At 60.8% G+C, this 18,175-nt stretch carries 16 protein-coding genes and 2 tRNA genes; 9 read left to right on the forward strand and 9 right to left on the reverse strand.

Annotation, left to right across the window (positions count from 1 at the left end; all coding sequences use genetic code 11):
* Nucleotide 1 precedes the first annotated feature (1 nt).
* From lolB to ychF, 7 genes are all read left to right on the forward strand, one after another.
* Nucleotides 2-619 carry a lipoprotein insertase outer membrane protein LolB gene (gene lolB, locus NPS46_RS19270; RefSeq protein ID WP_274109942.1) on the forward strand — a complete coding sequence of 206 codons (618 nt, stop codon included), beginning with the start codon at nucleotides 2-4 and terminating at the stop codon, nucleotides 617-619.
* 1 nt (nucleotide 620) lies between these two features.
* Nucleotides 621-1,472 (forward strand): 4-(cytidine 5'-diphospho)-2-C-methyl-D-erythritol kinase, encoded by an 852-nt coding sequence (gene ispE / locus NPS46_RS19275; protein WP_274109944.1) that lies wholly within the window; start codon nucleotides 621-623, stop codon nucleotides 1,470-1,472.
* 37 nt (nucleotides 1,473-1,509) lie between these two features.
* A tRNA-Gln gene (locus tag NPS46_RS19280) sits at nucleotides 1,510-1,584 on the forward strand.
* A 47-nt stretch (nucleotides 1,585-1,631) separates the two neighbouring features.
* Nucleotides 1,632-2,573, forward strand: coding sequence for a ribose-phosphate pyrophosphokinase (locus NPS46_RS19285; RefSeq protein ID WP_003171603.1), 942 nt, complete (start codon nucleotides 1,632-1,634; stop codon nucleotides 2,571-2,573).
* 139 nt (nucleotides 2,574-2,712) lie between these two features.
* The gene (locus NPS46_RS19290) at nucleotides 2,713-3,312 is read left to right on the forward strand and encodes a 50S ribosomal protein L25/general stress protein Ctc (protein WP_274110033.1); all 600 of its coding nucleotides are present in this window, start codon (nucleotides 2,713-2,715) and stop codon (nucleotides 3,310-3,312) included.
* A 173-nt stretch (nucleotides 3,313-3,485) separates the two neighbouring features.
* On the forward strand, nucleotides 3,486-4,070 hold the full coding sequence (gene pth / locus NPS46_RS19295; protein ID WP_274109946.1) for an aminoacyl-tRNA hydrolase: 585 nt from the start codon (nucleotides 3,486-3,488) through the stop codon (nucleotides 4,068-4,070).
* A 22-nt stretch (nucleotides 4,071-4,092) separates the two neighbouring features.
* On the forward strand, nucleotides 4,093-5,193 hold the full coding sequence (ychF, locus tag NPS46_RS19300; RefSeq protein WP_274109948.1) for a redox-regulated ATPase YchF: 1,101 nt from the start codon (nucleotides 4,093-4,095) through the stop codon (nucleotides 5,191-5,193).
* A 277-nt stretch (nucleotides 5,194-5,470) separates the two neighbouring features.
* Here ychF and NPS46_RS19305 read toward each other — a convergent pair whose 3' ends face one another.
* From NPS46_RS19305 to NPS46_RS19320, 4 genes are all read right to left on the reverse strand, one after another.
* On the reverse strand, nucleotides 5,471-7,921 hold the full coding sequence (locus NPS46_RS19305; protein ID WP_425312762.1) for a TonB-dependent siderophore receptor: 2,451 nt from the start codon (nucleotides 7,919-7,921) through the stop codon (nucleotides 5,471-5,473).
* A 106-nt stretch (nucleotides 7,922-8,027) separates the two neighbouring features.
* Nucleotides 8,028-8,960, reverse strand: a complete 933-nt coding sequence (locus NPS46_RS19310; protein WP_274109950.1) for a FecR family protein — start codon at nucleotides 8,958-8,960, stop codon at nucleotides 8,028-8,030.
* Nucleotides 8,961-8,965: 5 nt separating this feature from the next.
* Nucleotides 8,966-9,472, reverse strand: a complete 507-nt coding sequence (locus NPS46_RS19315; protein ID WP_274109952.1) for an RNA polymerase sigma factor — start codon at nucleotides 9,470-9,472, stop codon at nucleotides 8,966-8,968.
* 120 nt (nucleotides 9,473-9,592) lie between these two features.
* Entirely contained in the window at nucleotides 9,593-10,813 is a 1,221-nt protein-coding gene (locus tag NPS46_RS19320; protein ID WP_274109954.1) for an MFS transporter, read from the reverse strand.
* A gap of 250 nt (nucleotides 10,814-11,063) precedes the next feature.
* Here NPS46_RS19320 and NPS46_RS19325 point away from each other — a divergent pair.
* Nucleotides 11,064-11,140 (forward strand) — tRNA-Met (locus NPS46_RS19325).
* A 615-nt stretch (nucleotides 11,141-11,755) separates the two neighbouring features.
* On the forward strand, nucleotides 11,756-12,910 hold the full coding sequence (locus NPS46_RS19330; RefSeq protein WP_274109956.1) for a Fic family protein: 1,155 nt from the start codon (nucleotides 11,756-11,758) through the stop codon (nucleotides 12,908-12,910).
* A gap of 144 nt (nucleotides 12,911-13,054) precedes the next feature.
* On the opposite strand, the gene NPS46_RS19335 is transcribed toward NPS46_RS19330, so the two are convergent.
* The 5 genes from NPS46_RS19335 to NPS46_RS19355 all read right to left on the reverse strand — a co-directional run bounded on the left by NPS46_RS19335 (nucleotide 13,055) and on the right by NPS46_RS19355 (nucleotide 17,992).
* Complete coding sequence (locus tag NPS46_RS19335; RefSeq protein WP_274109958.1) at nucleotides 13,055-13,990, reverse strand: SphA family protein; 936 nt, start codon at nucleotides 13,988-13,990, stop codon at nucleotides 13,055-13,057.
* Nucleotides 13,991-14,028: 38 nt separating this feature from the next.
* On the reverse strand, nucleotides 14,029-14,565 hold the full coding sequence (locus NPS46_RS19340; protein ID WP_274109960.1) for a flavin reductase family protein: 537 nt from the start codon (nucleotides 14,563-14,565) through the stop codon (nucleotides 14,029-14,031).
* Nucleotides 14,566-14,578: 13 nt separating this feature from the next.
* Entirely contained in the window at nucleotides 14,579-15,844 is a 1,266-nt protein-coding gene (locus NPS46_RS19345) for a styrene monooxygenase/indole monooxygenase family protein (RefSeq protein WP_274109962.1), read from the reverse strand.
* An 85-nt stretch (nucleotides 15,845-15,929) separates the two neighbouring features.
* Nucleotides 15,930-16,733, reverse strand: coding sequence for an SDR family oxidoreductase (locus NPS46_RS19350; protein WP_274109964.1), 804 nt, complete (start codon nucleotides 16,731-16,733; stop codon nucleotides 15,930-15,932).
* 11 nt (nucleotides 16,734-16,744) lie between these two features.
* Nucleotides 16,745-17,992, reverse strand: a complete 1,248-nt coding sequence (locus NPS46_RS19355; protein WP_274109966.1) for a dienelactone hydrolase family protein — start codon at nucleotides 17,990-17,992, stop codon at nucleotides 16,745-16,747.
* Between the last annotated feature and the right edge of the window lie 183 nt (nucleotides 17,993-18,175).

Genomic DNA, 18,175 nt, shown 5'->3' on the forward strand with positions numbered 1-18,175 from the left:
TATGTTCGCGCGCCACCTCATCGTTTTCAGCCTGATTGCCCTGCTGGCCGGTTGCGCCGGCCTGGGGCCCCGTGAGTCGGTCCAAGGCCAGGGCAACGCCGCCCAGTGGAACCAGCACAAACAGCAATTGAGCCACCTCGACGGCTGGCAGATCAGTGGCAAGGTCGGCATCCGTGCGCCCAAAGACTCGGGCAGCGGTACGCTTTTCTGGCTGCAGCGCCAGGACTATTACGACATTCGCCTCTCGGGCCCGCTGGGCCGTGGTGCTGCACGCCTGACCGGGCGCCCGGGCCAAGTCGCGCTGGAGGTCGCCAACCAGGGGCGCTATGAAGCGCCGGACCCGGAAACCCTGCTGCAGGATCAACTGGGCTGGAAATTACCGGTGTCCCATCTGGTCTGGTGGGTACGGGGCTTGCCCGCGCCGGATAGCAAGAGCCGCCTGACACTCGACGGCGACAGTCGCCTGGCCAACCTGGACCAGGACGGTTGGCAGGTCGAATACCTGAGCTATAGCGAGCAGAACGGGTTCTGGCTACCGGAACGTATCAAGCTGCATGGCCGCGACCTCGACGTCACCCTGGTGATCAAGGACTGGCAACCGCGCCAGCTGGGGCAGTGAGATGAGTGCCAATCGCCTGGTGCTGCCTGCGCCTGCCAAACTCAATCTCATGCTCCACATCCTTGGGCGCCGCCCGGATGGTTATCACGAGCTGCAGACCCTGTTTCAATTTCTCGACTACGCCGACGAACTGAGCTTTGCCGTTCGCGATGACGGCGTGATCCAGTTGCACACCGAAATGCCAGGTGTGCCCCACGACAGCAATCTGATCGTGCGGGCGGCGAAAAAACTCCAGGAGCAATCCGGCTGCAAGCAGGGCATGGATATCTGGATCGAGAAAAAACTCCCCATGGGCGGCGGCATCGGCGGCGGCAGCTCCAATGCGGCAACCACCCTGCTCGGTCTCAACCATCTCTGGCAACTGGGCTGGGACGAAGATCGCCTCGCCGCACTGGGCCTGACACTGGGTGCGGACGTGCCGGTTTTCGTCCGCGGACACGCGGCCTTTGCCGAGGGCGTGGGGGAAAAACTTACCCCGGTTGACCCGGAAGAACCCTGGTATCTCGTGCTTGTGCCGCAAGTCTCTGTAAGTACAGCAGAAATTTTTTCAGATCCGCTGTTGACACGTGACTCATCGCCCATTAAAGTGCGCCCCGTTCCCAAGGGAAACAGTCGAAATGACTGCTTACCGGTTGTCTCAAGGCGCTACCCAGATGTTCGTAACGCTTTGAATTTGCTAGGTAAATTTACCGAAGCAAAATTAACCGGAACTGGAAGTTGTGTGTTTGGGGCCTTCCCAAACAAAGCTGAAGCTGATAAAGTCTCGGCCCTTCTTACAGAGACCCTTACAGGGTTTGTAGCCAAAGGTAGCAACGTCTCGATGTTGCATCGCAAACTACAAAGCTTGCTCTAAAAGGAACCGAGTGCTGGGCACTCGTTGCAACAGATACAGGGGCGTCGCCAAGCGGTAAGGCAGCAGGTTTTGATCCTGCCATGCGTTGGTTCGAATCCAGCCGCCCCTGCCATTTTCCTATACTCATCCAGGTATACCCTCAGCCTTCAGGTACTGCGCGTGTCCAAGATGATGGTCTTTACGGGGAACGCTAACCCCGATCTGGCTCGGCGTGTCGTACGTCAGCTGCATATCCCTCTCGGTGACATCTCTGTCGGTAAGTTCTCCGACGGCGAAATTACTGCCGAGATCAATGAAAACGTTCGCGGTAAAGACGTCTTCATTATTCAGCCGACTTGCGCTCCGACCAACGATAACCTGATGGAACTCGTCGTGATGGCTGATGCCTTCCGCCGTTCCTCAGCGACTCGAATCACTGCGGTGATCCCCTACTTTGGTTATGCCCGTCAGGATCGCCGTCCGCGCTCCGCACGTGTGGCTATCAGCGCGAAAGTCGTAGCTGACATGCTTACCGTAGTCGGCATCGATCGTGTACTCACGGTTGATCTGCACGCTGACCAAATCCAGGGTTTCTTCGATATTCCGGTAGATAACATCTACGGCTCCCCCGTTCTGGTGGATGACATCGAAGATCAACGCTTCGAAAATCTGATGATCGTCTCTCCGGACATTGGTGGCGTCGTGCGTGCACGTGCCGTAGCCAAGTCCCTGGGCGTGGATCTGGGCATCATCGACAAACGTCGTGAGAAGGCCAACCACTCCGAAGTGATGCACATCATCGGTGATGTCGAAGGCCGCACCTGCATTCTGGTCGATGACATGGTCGACACCGCCGGCACCCTGTGCCACGCGGCGAAAGCCCTCAAAGAACATGGCGCTGCCAAGGTCTTTGCCTACTGCACACACCCTGTGCTGTCGGGTCGCGCGATCGAGAACATTGAAAATTCCGTGCTGGACGAGCTGGTGGTGACCAACACCATCCCGCTGTCCGCTGCCGCACAAGCCTGTGCACGTATCCGTCAACTGGATATCGCACCGGTAGTTGCCGAAGCGGTTCGCCGCATCAGCAACGAAGAATCGATCAGCGCGATGTTCCGCTAAGGGCCCCGCCCTACGCGAATGTCTCGTCGACGAAAAGCGCCCCGCCCCAACACCTGTTGGGGCGGGGCTTTTTTGCCCATACCGCCTCTAGCGCTGGTCGCAAACGCTCGGGCGAATGTGGTTAATTTGGAGAGTCAACATGAACAATTTTACCCTGAATGCTGAAGTGCGTTCCGACCTGGGGAAAGGTGCGAGCCGCCGCCTGCGTCGTCTCGCAAGCCTGGTTCCAGCTGTAGTTTACGGTGGCGACAAAGCCCCTGAATCCATCAGCATGCTGGCTAAAGAAGTTGCCAAACTGCTCGAAAACGAAGCGGCTTTCAGCCACGTTATCGAACTGAACGTTGGCGGCACCAAGCAAAACGTGATCATCAAAGCCCTGCAGCGTCACCCGGCCAAAGGCCACGTGATGCACGCTGACTTCGTTCGCGTTGTCGCTGGCCAGAAACTGACCGCTCACGTTCCTGTGCACTTCATCAACGAAGCTGCGCCAGTGAAAAAAGGCGGCGAGATCTCCCACGTTGTGGCTGAAATCGAAGTGAGCTGCCTGCCTAAGGACCTGCCTGAGTTCATCGAAGTCGACCTGGCCAACGCCGAAGTCGGTTCGATCATTCACCTGTCCGACCTCAAAGCCCCTAAAGGCGTTGAGTTCGTAGCCCTGGCACACGGTAACGACCTGGCAGTAGCCAACGTTCACGCTCCACGTGTTGCTCCAGAAGCTGCTGAAGGCGCTGCCGAGTAATTCATTACTCTGTAGCCGGAGCTGTGGAAACATCGCGAGCTGGCGTACAGCGAGTTAAGCGGACGAGATCGCGAAGTTTACATTCTGGTAAATCAGCCAATTTCGTTCGTCTTCGCCGCTGACCCACGACTGGCGGCGATGTTATCCACAACTCCAAAGGAAGGGCCCCTGACGTGACTGCCATCAAACTGATCGTTGGCCTGGGAAATCCAGGCACCGAATACGAACAGACTCGGCATAACGCGGGGGCCCTTTTTGTTGAGCGCATCGCGCACGCACAAGGGATCAACCTTGTCGCCGATCGCAAATATTTCGGCCTGACCGGGCGCTTCAGTCACCAGGGTCAGGACATTCGTCTGCTGATTCCCACCACTTACATGAACCGCAGCGGCCAGGCCGTCGCGGCGCTTGCCGGCTTTTTCCGTATCCAGCCGCAAGAAATACTGGTGGCCCACGACGAACTCGATCTGCCACCCGGCGTCGCCAAGCTCAAGCAGGGCGGCGGGCACGGCGGTCACAACGGGCTGCGGGACATCATCGCGCAGCTTGGCAATCAGAATACCTTTCACCGTCTGCGGATCGGCATTGGCCACCCGGGCGTCGCCAGCATGGTGTCGAATTTTGTCCTGGGTCGCGCGCCACGCGCCGAACAGGAAAAGATCGACGCCAGCATCGATTTTGCCCTCGGCGTGCTGCCGGATATCTTCGCCGGTGAATGGAACCGCGCGATGAAAAACCTGCACAGCCAGAAGGCCTGACTCTTATCCGAGGGGAAACACCATGGGATTCAATTGCGGCATCGTCGGCCTGCCCAACGTCGGCAAATCCACCCTGTTCAACGCCCTGACCAAATCCGGGATCGCGGCCGAGAACTTCCCCTTCTGCACCATCGAGCCGAACAGCGGCATCGTGCCGATGCCCGATCCACGCCTGGATGCACTGGCCGCCATTGTGGTGCCCGAGCGCGTGCTGCCGACCACCATGGAATTCGTCGACATCGCTGGCCTGGTGGCGGGCGCCTCGAAAGGTGAAGGCCTGGGCAACAAGTTCCTGGCCAACATCCGCGAAACCGATGCCATCGCCCACGTGGTCCGCTGCTTTGAAGACGACAACGTGATCCACGTCTCCAACAGTGTCGACCCGAAACGCGATATCGAGATCATCGACCTGGAACTGATCTTCGCCGACCTCGACAGCTGCGAGAAGCAACTGCAGAAAGTCGCGCGCAACGCCAAGGGTGGCGACAAGGATGCCGTGGTCCAGAAGGGCCTGCTCGAACAACTGATCGCCCACTTCACCGAAGGCAAGCCGGCGCGCAGCCTGATGAAGGACATGGGTAACGACGAGAAGGCCGTGATCCGTGGCTTCCACCTGCTGACCACGAAGCCGGTGATGTACATCGCCAACGTCGCCGAAGACGGCTTCGAGAACAACCCGCTGCTGGACGTGGTCAAGGCTATTGCGGCCGAAGAAGGCGCAATCGTGGTACCGGTCTGCAACAAGATCGAAGCCGAGATCGCCGAACTCGACGACGGTGAAGAGAAAGACATGTTCCTCGAAGCCCTGGGCCTAGAAGAGCCGGGCCTGAACCGCGTGATCCGCGCCGGTTACGAGATGCTCAACCTGCAGACCTACTTCACCGCTGGCGTGAAGGAAGTGCGGGCCTGGACCGTGCGTGTCGGTGCCACCGCGCCACAGGCTGCGGCCGTGATCCACACCGACTTCGAGAAAGGCTTTATCCGCGCCGAAGTGATCGCCTACGACGACTTCATCCAGTACAAGGGTGAAGCTGGCGCGAAGGAAGCCGGTAAATGGCGTCTGGAAGGCAAGGACTACATCGTCAAGGACGGCGACGTGATGCACTTCCGCTTCAACGTCTAAGCCGCTCGACGCTCACCTACCTGAACCCGCTGCAGACACCGAGCGGGGGCAGGTAGGGAGTTGCGGCCCCAGGCCACCTCTCCTCTCGACATCCCCCCCGCCAGAACCCACTACCCTGAGCCCTGGTTCGCCAACTGCGCGATCAGTACAACGCCAGCTCATCACTCAGATAACGGGAAACACTCAGACCGGTCAGTCCCCGCAATACCCCAAGGCCCCGAGAACGAGGCTTTGGAGTGTGTATCCAGGCGGGTGCGGGCACCTAGCCGCCCCCCCATCACAGCGACCAACGTACCGTCAGCATCGCATTGCGCGGTTCGCCGTAGATGCTGCCGCCGTAGTAGGTGTTGGTGCTGATGGCCTGGTAGTACTTTTTGTCGAAGACATTGTTCAGGTTCAGCCGCACTTCCAGATTGTCCGTGGCCTGGAAGCGGGTCATCAGGTCGACCAGCGTGTAGGCCTTTTGCTCGGTGCGAAACGGCGACTCATCGCCGTAGAAGTTGGTGTCCTGGTTATAGATGGTGTTCTGGCGGTACAACCCGCCACCGATGGTCCAGCGATGCAGATCGCCCGGGAGCTGATAGGTGGTGAAGGCCTTGAAGACATGCCGGGGGATATCGGTGTCGAACAGGCGGCCGACATTTTCCGGGTTGGCGTCCTTGACGTACTTCACCTGGGCAAAGGTATAGCCCGCCCCCAGCTCCCAGCCGGTGGCCAATGTGCCGTTGATTTCCAGGTCCAGACCTTCGCTGCGCACCTTGCCTGCCGCTTCGTAGCAGGTCGTTCCCGGGCACGCATTGGGGCTCAGCTCCTTGGCCTTGTTTTCCTGGTCGACCCGGAAAATCGCCGCGCTGGCATTCAGGCCGCCATCGAAGTACTCGCCCTTGATGCCCAACTCGTAGTTCTTGCCCACGACCGGCTTGATCGCATTGCCGCCCGCATCCAGCGCGCCTTGCGGGGCAAAGATATCAGTATAGCTGACATAGACGGAGTGATGGGCGTCCAGGTCGTAGATCGCGCCGGCATAGCGGGTGACATTGCGCGTGACTTTATAGCTGCCACTGGACGCTGAACGCTTGCCATCATTGCGGGTGTCCACGTCGTAGTCGTACCAGTCCAGCCGGCTGCCGAGAATCAGCTTCAAGCTATCGGTAACGTTGAAACGCGAGGTGACATAGGTGCTGTCCAGCTCGGAACTGCGGTCCTGAGTCCAGCGATCCAGGTTCAGATAGGGCTTGGGCACGCTGTGCGGGTCCGGGTTGTAGATATTGGTGTTGGTTGGATCGTCGCGATAGTGCCCTTTGCCATCGAACGTCAACTCCCGACGGCTGGCCCCGAGCACCAGCTCGTGGGTACGACCGAACAGTTCGAAAGGCCCGCTGGCATTGGCGTCGTAGCTGCTCTGCCGGTCCTTGTACTGGTACTGCCCGACGTACTGGCCAAACTCCGCATCATCGGGGCCGAAGCGCTCGGTCATGCTGCCAAGCATCTTCACCTCGGACCAGGAACGGCTCGCCGCCAGTTGCAGTTTCCAGGCATTGGCAAATCGATAGTCGAGGCGGCTGAACGCCGTGGTGTTGTCCTGATCCCAGTATTCCCAGTCGCTGCCCAGGTAGCTGGAGCGCGAGAGGTGCAGGTCGCTGCCATTGATGGCCACCGGCAGGCCGCCCCAGGTCGTGGTGTTATGGGCCTTCTGGTTCGACAGACCGAAGGTGAGCGTGCTGTCCTCGTTCAGATCTGCCTCGCCAATGGCATAGAACACGCTGCGGTCACTGTCGGCGACATCCTGGAAACTGTCCTTGGTCTGGTAGGCGCTGACCACCCGCCCGCGCAAGCTGCCACTGTCGTTGAGCGGGCCGCTGGCATCCACCTCGGTGCGGTGGTTGTCCCAACTGCCGGCACTCGCGGTCATGCTCAGGCGCGGGTCGCTGGTCGGACGCTTGCGCACCAGGTTGATCGCCGCTGAAGGGCTGCCGGTGCCCTGCATCAGCCCGGCCGCGCCACGGACCACTTCGACGCGGTCGTAGATCGCCATATCCGGCGCCGAGTTCATGTCCCGGCTCAGGTAGTGGGACATGTCATTGGGCAAGCCATCGGTCATCAGGTTTTCGATGGCAAAGCCGCGGGAGTAGAAGATTGGGCGCTGGGGGCCGTCCTTGGTCATCGAGACGCCAGGCGTGCTCTTGAGCACATCCTCCAGGGTGCGCATATTCTGGTCGTCCATGCGCTGGCGCGTAATGATGCTGACCGATTGCGGTGTCTCACGGGCCGACAGCGCCAGTTTGGTCGCGGTCTGCATCGCCCCAGTGGTGTAGGAGCCGGTGCCTTCGGTGGTCTGGCCCATCTGCTGGCCGCTGATGGTGGTCGCGCCCAGTTGCAACGCACTGCCCTGCTCCGGCAGTTTCTCGAGCATCACGCTGCCGCTGCCGGTCGGACGCCAGGTCAGGCCACTGCCTTGCAACAATTGCTGCAAGGCCGCTTCGGGTTCCTGCAAACCGCGCACACCCTGGCTCGACTTGCCCAGCACCATTTCGCCGTCGTAAATCACCTGCAACCCACTCTGTTCGGCCAGGCGATTGAGCGCGCTACCCAACGGCTGCGCGCCGATATCGAATGCCAGCGGCTGGGCCAGGACCAGGGCCGGCATCAAGGCCAGCACGCCGGTGACGCGGCGCAGGGCCACGGGCAGCGGCTTGGGCATAAAGGTTTTGGAAGCTGGGCGATGCATCAGTGTCTTTCCCCTGTCGAATGCGAAGCATTATCGTTTTAGAAGAGAAAGACGGGCGAACGCCCAAGACCCGTAAAAATAGTTGGCGGCGGCGTCTTAAAGACCTTCAGGTACGCGGCTCAAAAATCAGCAGATAAGGGCTATAACGCTGGATTCTGAGGGGGAAAACCTGTTCCAGCGTCACCAGGCCTTCATCGAGGCGATCCAGTTGAAAGGTGCCGCTGACCGTGAGCGAGCGCAGGCTTTCATCGCCGATCAGGATCAACCCCGGACGATAGCGCTCCACCGCCGCGAGCACCTCGGCCAGCGGCGCCATCTCGAAGACCAGGCGCCCATGCTGCCAGGCCAGGGCCTTGTCGGTGTTGAGCGGGTATTTGGCGCTGATCACGCCACGTTCCTGGCTGACCCCCTCGCCCGCTTCCAGCACGGCATCACCCGACGGATCGCGCACGGCCACCCGGCCCCGGGCGACAATCACCGCGCTGCCGTGCGCTTCGCGCCGTACCGAATACACGGTGCCCAAAGCGGTGGCACTCAAATCGCCGGACTGGACGGTGAACGGTCGCTGCGGATCATGAGCGACCTCGAACAAGGCCTCGCCCTTGCGCAGTTCGATCCGCCGTCCGTTGGCAGTCAACTGCACATCCAGCGCCGAGCCGGAATCGAGCAGGATGCGCGAGCCGTCGGCCAGCTCGATGCGCTGTTGCTCACCCCGGGCGGTGACGTAATCGGCGTCCCAGGCATTCTGGCGGACCAGCAGCACAGCGACCGCCAACACCAGCACCGCGGCACTCGCCAACGGCCAGTACTGTTTGTAGGTCCGGCGCACCGGGGCCACGGCCAGGTGCCCGCTGAGCTGCCAGAGCCGGCGGGCCTCGACAAAGGCCTGGCGATGGGCCGGAGCTTCGTCACACCAGGCCTTGGCCGCTGCCACATCCTCGGGCACCGCCGCGCCCGACGTCAGGCGCACCACCCAGGCGTGGGCAGTGTGCTGGAGGTCCGGATCAGGTTGGCCTTGAGGCAAATCAGGGGTGTGCATAACGTTCAACGTTGCAGGCATTGGCGAAGAAAGTCGAGGGCCATGGCCAACTGCTTTTCCACACTGCTGACGGAAATCCCCAGTTCGGCCGCGACGGCCTTGTGAGGCTGCCCTTCCAGGCGGCAGAGCAGGAAAATGCGTTGGGCCTGGGCCGGCAACCGTTCGAGCACCCCGGCCAGCAGGGCCAGTTCTTCCCGAGCGGCCACCACGTCGAACAGCTCCGGGCTTTCCCCGGTCACCTCGTAGAGGTAGGCCATGCCTTGGTCATGCTGGTCCCGGGTGCCGCGGCTACGTGCATGGTCGATGGCCAGGTTGCGGGCGATCCGAAAGATAAACCCGCGCAGGTTCAACACTGGTTTGCGCGGCGGCTGGCGCAGCATCCGCAAATAGGTTTCCTGAGCCAGGTCGGCGGCCGTCTCGCTGCTCTTGAGCTGGCGATAGAGAAACGTGCGCAACTCGCGCCCGTGGGCCTTGAAGGCCAACTCCAACTCTTCAGTGGTCATGCTCGACATGCGCGACAGCCAGGTTCCAGGGGCAGGCGCCAGACAATAAAGAGAACACTTCCTATTTACAAGTGTCGTTGCCTGGCGCCGCGCCGCCGGCAGCCCCCTCTACAAGCGGGCGACCGCAGCCTAGCGGGCCTTGCGCGTACGCGGCAACAACACTGCCAGCACCCCAAACAATGGCAGATACGAGCACAGCAGATACACATACTCGATGCCATGGATATCGGCGAGGTGCCCCAGCAACGCCGCGCCAATCCCGCCAAAACCAAACATCAGGCCAAAGAACACCCCGGCAATCATCCCGACGTTACCTGGCACCAGCTCCTGGGCATACACCACAATCGCCGAGAACGCCGAGGCCAGGATAAAGCCGATCACCACGCTGAGCACCGTAGTCCAGAACAGGTCCACATAAGGCAGCAGCAAGGTAAACGGCGCCACGCCCAGGATCGAAAACCAGATCACCGCCTTGCGGCCGATCCGGTCACCAATCGGCCCGCCGGCAAAGGTCCCTGCCGCCACCGCGCCGAGAAACAGAAACAGGTGCAATTGGGAGCTGGCCACCGACAGCTGGAACCGCTCGATCAGATAGAACGTGAAGTAACTGGTGAAGCTGGCCATGTAGAAGTACTTGGAAAACACCAACAGCCCCAGCACCACCAGCGCACCTATCACCCGGTTTTTCGACAGCCCGTGGGTCGCCTGTTGCCCCTGCTTGAGCTTGAACAGGGCCAGGTGATTGCGATACCAGCGGCTGATGCCATAGAGCACACCCAAGGCAAAGACCGCGAACAGCCCGAACCAGGCCACATGGGCCTGGCCGAATGGAATGATGATCGCCGCCGCCAGCAACGGCCCCAGGGCCGAGCCGGCATTGCCGCCCACCTGGAAGGTCGACTGCGCCAGGCCGAAACGCCCGCCCGAGGCCAGCCGCGCGACACGCGAAGCTTCCGGGTGGAAGGTCGATGAGCCGACACCGATCAACGCCGAGGCCAGCAGGATCATGGCGAAGCTGCCGACCTGGGACAGCATCAGGATGCCGATCAAGGTGCAGATCATCCCCGCTGGCAACAACAACGGCTTGGGATGGCGATCGGTATAGAAACCGACCCAGGGTTGCAGCAGCGATGCCGTGATCTGGAAAGTCAGGGTAATCAGCCCGACCTGGGTAAAGGTCAGGCCGTAGTTGGCCTTGAGCAGGGGGTAGATCGACGGCAACACCGACTGGATCAGGTCATTGATCAAATGCGCCAGCGCGACCGCGCCAATCACACGCATGACCAGGGGGCTGCTTTGCGCCGCAGCCGGAGCGGCGGGCGCAGACGTTACGGAGTTGCTGGAAGCCATGGAAATTCCAAACGACAGTGGGTGCACACAGGCGGGGGTCGCCAATGTGCCATTTTTTACGACCCCGAAGCCAGATACTTGTTGAGCTAACGATCCTTTAAAGTCGCCTATCGGCCCTGCGGAGGCACAAATGAAAACAGCCCGACTCCCGTTTTTCCGGGGCGGGCTGTTAAGCGGTTGATAGCGTAGAGAAAATTTTCAGATAATTGCTTGACACATTACCGTCCCAAGCGAATAATGCGCGCCACTTGGCTACATAGCTCAGTTGGTTAGAGCATAGCATTCATAATGCTGGGGTCCGGGGTTCAAGTCCCTGTGTAGCCACCAAGTACCTGTTTACAGATGTCTCCATGAGTCTCTAAACAACCTCAAGAAGCCCGCCTAGTGCGGGCTTTCTTGTTTCTGGCTGTCTCTCCTTGTATCCGCCTATACCTTCCCTCCGTATATCCCCCTGCGCATCCTCGAAAAACAATTGAACCGAGGGGATGCAAGCCAAATTGAAACGACCCGAGATAAAACGCCGCCCTCTTTCTGATACCGCATTGGCGGGCCTGGAGCCTGAGGCCAACGGGTATCGCGGGCTGGGCAGGAGCGGCCTTTATTTCTGCATGGACTGTGATTACCTACCAGCCGACAAGGTGATGTTTCCGAGGGAACTTCAAATACCTGCCCTACCGAAATGGGAGCTCAGCCATTACTGTCTGCCTTGAAGGCTGACGCCGATCAGAGGCGTCATCATCCCGACGTGCTGAAAGCGCGTCCTAGCCGCAGAAGCCCCGCTAACGACCGAGGTTTCTCACATAATCATTACTCATTTTTGAGTTAGCTTAAGGCTGAATTCCAGATAGTGTTTAGCGTATGCTAAGCGCACACCCTTAATTACGGGGCCCTCCCTGGCTTTTTTCAAGATAATTTGTCGGCCGGCTTGAGATATTTTTCTATATGCCTACCTTTACCCACCACGATCTTGAGCTTCTCAATCCCTCCTTCGACTCGGACCTAGTCGATGTACTGAGCGAGCTGGAGCATCTGCGTCGTCTAAGGCTTGAAGGCGATACGCCGCCGCAGGTGTTCTACCAACTCAAGTCGCTTTTCCATACGCTGGAAAGCCTCGGCTCTGCGCGGATAGAAGGCAACCACACGACGTTGGCGGACTACATAGATAGCAAGGTAGAAGGTAAGGCCCAGGACACTGATCAGTTGCGCGAGGTTGCCAATATTGAAAAGGCAATGGATTACATTGAGCAGATCATGACGCCGGGCGCTGCGCTTACCGAGCAGACGATTCGAGAGCTACACGCGATGACCGTAGACGATCTGGTTCGTGAAGGCGACAAGACGCCAGGAGCCTATCGCAGCGGGGGTGTCAGAATATCCCAGTCTGATCACCTGCCACCCGATTTCATCCAAGTTCAGGCGTATATGCAGGAGCTTGTCGAATTCGTGAATCACGAAGACTCCCCGAAATATGACCTCATGAAAGTCGCCCTTGCTCACCATAGATTTGGATGGATACATCCATTCAGCAATGGCAATGGACGCGTGGTCAGGCTGCTGACCTACGCACTCCTGATGAAATATGGTTTCAACGTCAGCACAGGAGGCCGCGTCCTAAATCCTACGGCCGTATTCTGTAATGATCGTGAGCGCTATTACGCAATGCTGGCCACCGCCGACAAAGGAACGAAGGAAGGACTAGAGGAGTGGTGTACATATGTGCTGGAAGGCATTCGTACTGAGCTGGAGAAAGTCGATCGCCTTACGGACTACGCATACCTGACCAAATGCATACTCGTCCCAGCTGTGGCCTTCGCACGGGAACGAGAATGGATCACTGAAACGGAAGAGGCAGTGCTGTCGGCCGCAATAAAATTGAAGGTCGTAAAATCTGCTGATGTAGCAGCCGTGCTCCCTCAACAGTCGAGCAATCAACGGACTTACCTGATCAAGAAACTGGTAAACCAAGGGATGCTTTTACCGCTGAGCGCAGGCGCGAGGCAGTACACCATCGGATTTTCTAACAATTATCTAATTCGAGGTGTGATCAAGTCACTCAGGGAGCAAGGGTTCATACCTGAGCCGCTGGAACAACCATAAACATCCCTTTCCAGCATTCACCCGGCTCCTACGGCATTGGCTCCGGCAAATCGGCGTTCGCGATCTGCCGCGCGCAACAAAAAAAACCTGCCCATAAGGCAGGTAAAGACTGCAACTGTTCTTTGGCGCACCCCAGGCGTCGGTCTAGAAATGGTGGACGTAGCGCACTTGCACCCAGCTGCCGTCGGGGCGATTTTCCACGTCCTGTTCGAAGTAGGCATTCACGAACACATGGTCGTTGGGCGAGAAGCTGTACATGCCGCCCGGGCCGATGGCCCAGACCTTTTCCCGGCGCCCGGACGCCTCATGGCCGTCGATCCGGGTGTCGCTGATCTGCTTGAGCCAGTAGCCGTTGATCCCGAGGCGCAACTGATCCGTGACCGCATATTCGCTGGCGAAGTTGCTGTGCAGTGCCTGCCCGGCCTGGATATCGCCAACGTCACCGAAGGACTGCGCCGGGTCGTTGTTTTTGCCGTTGTACAGGTAGTGGGCACGGAACGAGGCGGTCCACTTCGGGGTGAACCAGTACGTGCCCGCCCAGTAAGGGTTGAATGACCAGGCATTGTTGCCGGGGTTGATCGCGTGTTTGTCGTCGTACTCGCCCGTCGGCAGATTGACCTGCAGCTCGATGCGGTGCACAAAGCGCGGCCCATCGGGGCCCATGATCGGGTCGAACTGAATAAACGGCCCGATCAGCAGGTCGCCCATACCGGTCTGGCCCCTGAGCGCGGCATTGTTTAGCCCGTCGTCGACCTTCATCCGGGTCACCACCGGCAGCACCATATTGAGCCCCAGGCTGGCATTCCCCAGGCGCAGATTCGACAGGTAGCTGAGCTGGGTGACTGCGACTTGATAGTCCAGATCCTGCTTGGGCAACCCGAGAGCCTTGCCGTCCTTGTCGCGCAGTTTATCTGCGCTGTAGTTCTGGAAATATTCCTGCAAATACCAGCCTGGGCCGGCGGGCAAGCCGCCGTCCAGAAAGCTGGTCAGCCCCAGGTTGACCACCGGCAGGTCATAGGCATTCGCCCCCTGGGCAATCATCAAGCCGGCCCCGCACACGTACATCCACTGCTTTCTCATGCGTGTCTCTCCCCGTTGTTGTCAGGTGTACGGCAGGATTACCCGGCCAGCCCTGGATGCTCTGCGGCGATCCGGTACTGGCCTGCGTGAAAGACCAGCGGTTCTGCGCCGCTGTACCGGTAGTGCTCGATTTCGCCAATGAAGATCAGGTGATCGCCGCCCTCGTACTGCTTGACGTTGCGGCACACCAGGGTGGCGACCACGTCATCGAGCAACGGCACGCCAGCGGTGCCGGCGGCATGGGCCACGCCGGCAAACTTGTCGCTGGCGGGACGCGAGAAGTGCCGCGACAGGCCGTGCTGATCCGCCCCCAGCACATTGATCGCGAAGTGGCTGGCGCGGCAGAAGTCATCGAGGCTCGGCGCCGTGCGCGCCAGGCTCCAGAGCACCAGCGCCGGTTCCAACGAGAGCGAGGAAAACGAGTTGGCGGTCATGCCGACGTTGCGCCCGTCGGCGGTGCAGGTGGTGATCACCGTTACGCCGGTAGCGAACTGCCCCAGCACGCCGCGCAGGTCACGCGGATCGCAGCCTTTGGCATCGCGCAGCGTCTGGGTGGTGTCGAGTTCAGTGTTCATGGCCGAGGCTCTCTCAGGCAGCGTGGTCGGGTTGCGCGCTCAGACCGCGGGCGTGGCGTTTTTCCTGGATAAAGGCCTGGCACTGCTGGGCGTCGAACCACCACGGCGAGAACTGGCGTGGGTCGTCGAAGCCATTGCTGATCGCCGAGGCCAGGGGCAGCGACTGGCTGGCCGCGCCGAGCAGTTCCAGCAGGTGTTGCGGCGGGGGCAGCAGCATGCTGTTGGTCCAGGCCACCACATGGCGGGCGTAGTCCCAGTACTGCTCGAAGGTCTGTTCCATCCAGTCCTGGCCAAAGGCCTGGTCGCCATGCTCGAGGATGGCTTGCAGGTAAACCTTGCTGCACTTGGCGGCGTTGTTCGAGCCCTGGCCGGTGATCGGGTCGTTGACCACCAGCGCATCAGCCATGCCCAGGACCTGGCGACCGGACGGCAGGGTCAGCACCGGCTGGCGGACCATCGGCGTAAATCGCCCGGAGAGAAAACCCTGGTCATCGGTCAGCGTGAGGTGCTGACAACGCTCGGCCTCCCATGGCAGGTACTGGCGCACCAGTTCCAGGCTCTTGGCCAGGTGGGCCTCGGGGGTTTTGATGTCCTGCCAGCAGTCCATCGGACCGCTGGGCACGCCTTCAAATACCATGATTTCGCAGGGCCCATTGGTGGTCAGTGCGGGGAACACGAAGTACTCGCCCACACCCGGAATCAGGTTGAACGCGACCCGCGAGAACGGCGACATCGGGCGCATACCCTGGACGTAGGTCAGGGCCAAGGCGCGCTGGGGTTGGCTGAACTGGCTGCGCTCGGTGTCCTTGGCGAACTGATTGACCACCTCGCCCTTGCCCGCCGCCAACAGCACCAGATCATGGCTCTGGGTCAGGCTCTCCAGCTCGGCGATGCCCACGTCGGCAATCACCAGCTCGCCACCGCGCTTGACGAACTCGTCCATCCAGACCGGCATTTTCAGGCGCTGGTCCACCGACTGCGCATAGCGATCCAGGCGTGCGCTCCAACTGAACAGTTGCTCACCCGGCAGCTCTGGATGGGGCACGGTCAGGCCAATGCCCTCGACTGCCGGGCATTGTTGCTCCCAGAAATTGAGCCCCAGGTCACGCTCGGTTTGCAGCGACGTGTTGAACATGCACTGACTGGACATGACCTTGCCGCTGCGAATCTGCTCGCCGGTGCGGTTGGTGGTCAGGGTCACGGGGTAACCCTGGGCGAGCAGCCCGAGGGCGAGTTGCAGACCGGCCTGGCCGGCCCCGACGATAGCGATACGAGGCATGGTGGTTTTCCTGTTACGGGTGGCGGTTAGGGGCGAAGCGCCCCGCTTCATCTGTCGCGACAGCAGCGTGCTCACGGCGCGTGCCCTATTGGGCCAGCCGCGGGATGGCCGGCTGGTTCTGTTCCGGGCCCATGGTCGAGTAGCCGCCGTCGACTGCGTAGTCGGCGCCGGTGACAAAGCTCGCGGCAGACGAGCAAAGAAAGGTCACCACATTGGCCACTTCCCGGGGCTCGCCCAGCCGCCCCAGCAGGTGATAGGACGCCGCCACCTGATCGGCCCTGGCACGGTTGCCGCCACTGACTTCGGCGATAACCCGTGACCAGGTCCAGCCCGGCGATACCGAATTGACGCGAATGCCATCCGGTGCCAGGTCCATGGCCATGCTGCGGGTCAGTTGCTTGATCGCCGCTTTCGACACCGGGTACAGCCAGCGTCCGGTCTGCGCGACATCGGCGGAGATCGAGGAGAAATTGACGATGGCGCCGCCACGGGCCTTCAGGTCGCTGTGCACCGCCTGCGTCAGGGCGATGGCCGAGACCAGGTTGACGTCCAGCGCCTGCAGCCAGTGCGCACGGTTTGAAGCAAAACCGTCGTCCTGGTAACTGCATGCCAGGTTAATCAGCAGGTCCACCGGGCCCAGGGCCTGGCGCACGCCCATCACGGCTTCATTGATTTGCCCGTCCTGGGTGATATCGGCCTGGAAAAACCGGGCCGACGCCCCCAGGCATTCGACAGCCTGTTGCCCGGCCGCCGCGTCGATGTCCAGCAGCGCCACGCGCGCGCCAGCATCGATCAGGCCTTGGGCCACCGCCAGGCCGATCAGCGTCGCACCGCCGCTGATCAGCGCAACTTTGCCGTTCAACGCATCCGGATTCAAAAAGGGGGTCATGGCAATTCTCCTCAGGCGCTCTTGTCGGCGCTGGTCGCCCAGTTGGGCATCAGGGTGTTGGAGGGCAGGCTTTCGTCGAGCAACTTGCGGGCGGTTTCCACCCCCGCGATGGGCAGGCCTTGCGGGCTGAGCAGCCCGACCTGCACCAGCACGCTGGCCTGGTCCCAATAGATATGTTCGTGGCACAGCTTGGGGCCACGGAACTTGACCACGCCAAGCATCGGGATCTGCACCGCCCGCCCGGTGGGCGCAACGCCCGGCAGCAGCCAGTCGATCTCACAGTCGTGGGTGAAGCTCATGATGAATTCGTCGACGATCTGGGTCGCACCGACCGTGCGCGAGATCGGCGTCAGCCCCATGTCCTGCGGATTGCCGTGGACGAAATGATGCTGATAGAAGCGGCTCAACTGCACGTAGCCAACCCCGCCGGTCATGGTCGGGATATGGTTGACGTAGGGTTCGGCGACCATGGTTGCCATGGTCGCGGGCACGTCGCGGGTGTCGAACTCGTGACGAATATGCTCCTCCCACAACGCCGACAGGTCGTACTCGGGGCCCAGGGTACGACGCAACGCGGCGACCGTACGCTCATGGGCCATCAGCGCAGCGGGCTTGTTGAAGTGATAGCCGTTGGGACGGGCAAACGCGTGCTCGACACCGGGGTACAGATAGGCTTCGACGCCGCGGGTGGCCTGGGCCGCCGCGAAGATCTCGGCACGGGCCTGGGCGGGGCAGAACTGATCCAGCTCGGCGGCGTGAAGCACCAGCCGCCGCCCCTGCAAGCCTTCCAGTTCGCCCAGGGCCTTCTCGATGCCGACTCCGTAATAACCCACCGCGCAGGCCACTTCTGGCAAACGGCAGCCCGCCAGGTACGCCAGCTTGCCACCCAGGCAGTAACCCACCACACCTTGGGCCGAGCCCGTGCACTCCGGCAACTGGCGCAGGGCTGCCAGGCTGGCGCGGATATCGTCGACGCCCGCCGCCTCGTCGAAAGCCTGGTAAAGGCCATAGGCCTGGGTAAAGTCGGCTTCGCTGTAACCCAGCTCGATGTCCGGTGCCTGGCGCCAGTAAAGGTCGGGCACCAGGACACTGTAGCCCTCCTCGGCCAGCAGGTCGGCGATGTCGCGCATCGCCTGGTTGACCCCGAATATTTCCTGGCACAGCACCACCCCCGGACCGCTGCCGCCAATGGCCGGGGCGAGGTAGGCCTGGAACTGCCGTGAATCGTGCGCTGTGACGCTGACATAGCGACCGTTCATGTGTGGATCTCCAACGTCGTGTGAAGTTGGAGCCATCTTGCGAGCCGCGGCCTGGACTCACTATCCGGCTAGCGCAGCGGCTGTCCGGGTGCTGCATAAAGTTGAAAAAGCGGTTTTTCCAGCGCACCGCCCCCAAAACACGGGCGCGGAACTGGCGCGGCGATTGCTATGCAGTGGATCAGG

Source organism: Pseudomonas putida (genome assembly GCF_028682395.1).
Taxonomy (GTDB): Bacteria; Pseudomonadota; Gammaproteobacteria; order Pseudomonadales; family Pseudomonadaceae; genus Aquipseudomonas; species Aquipseudomonas putida_AB.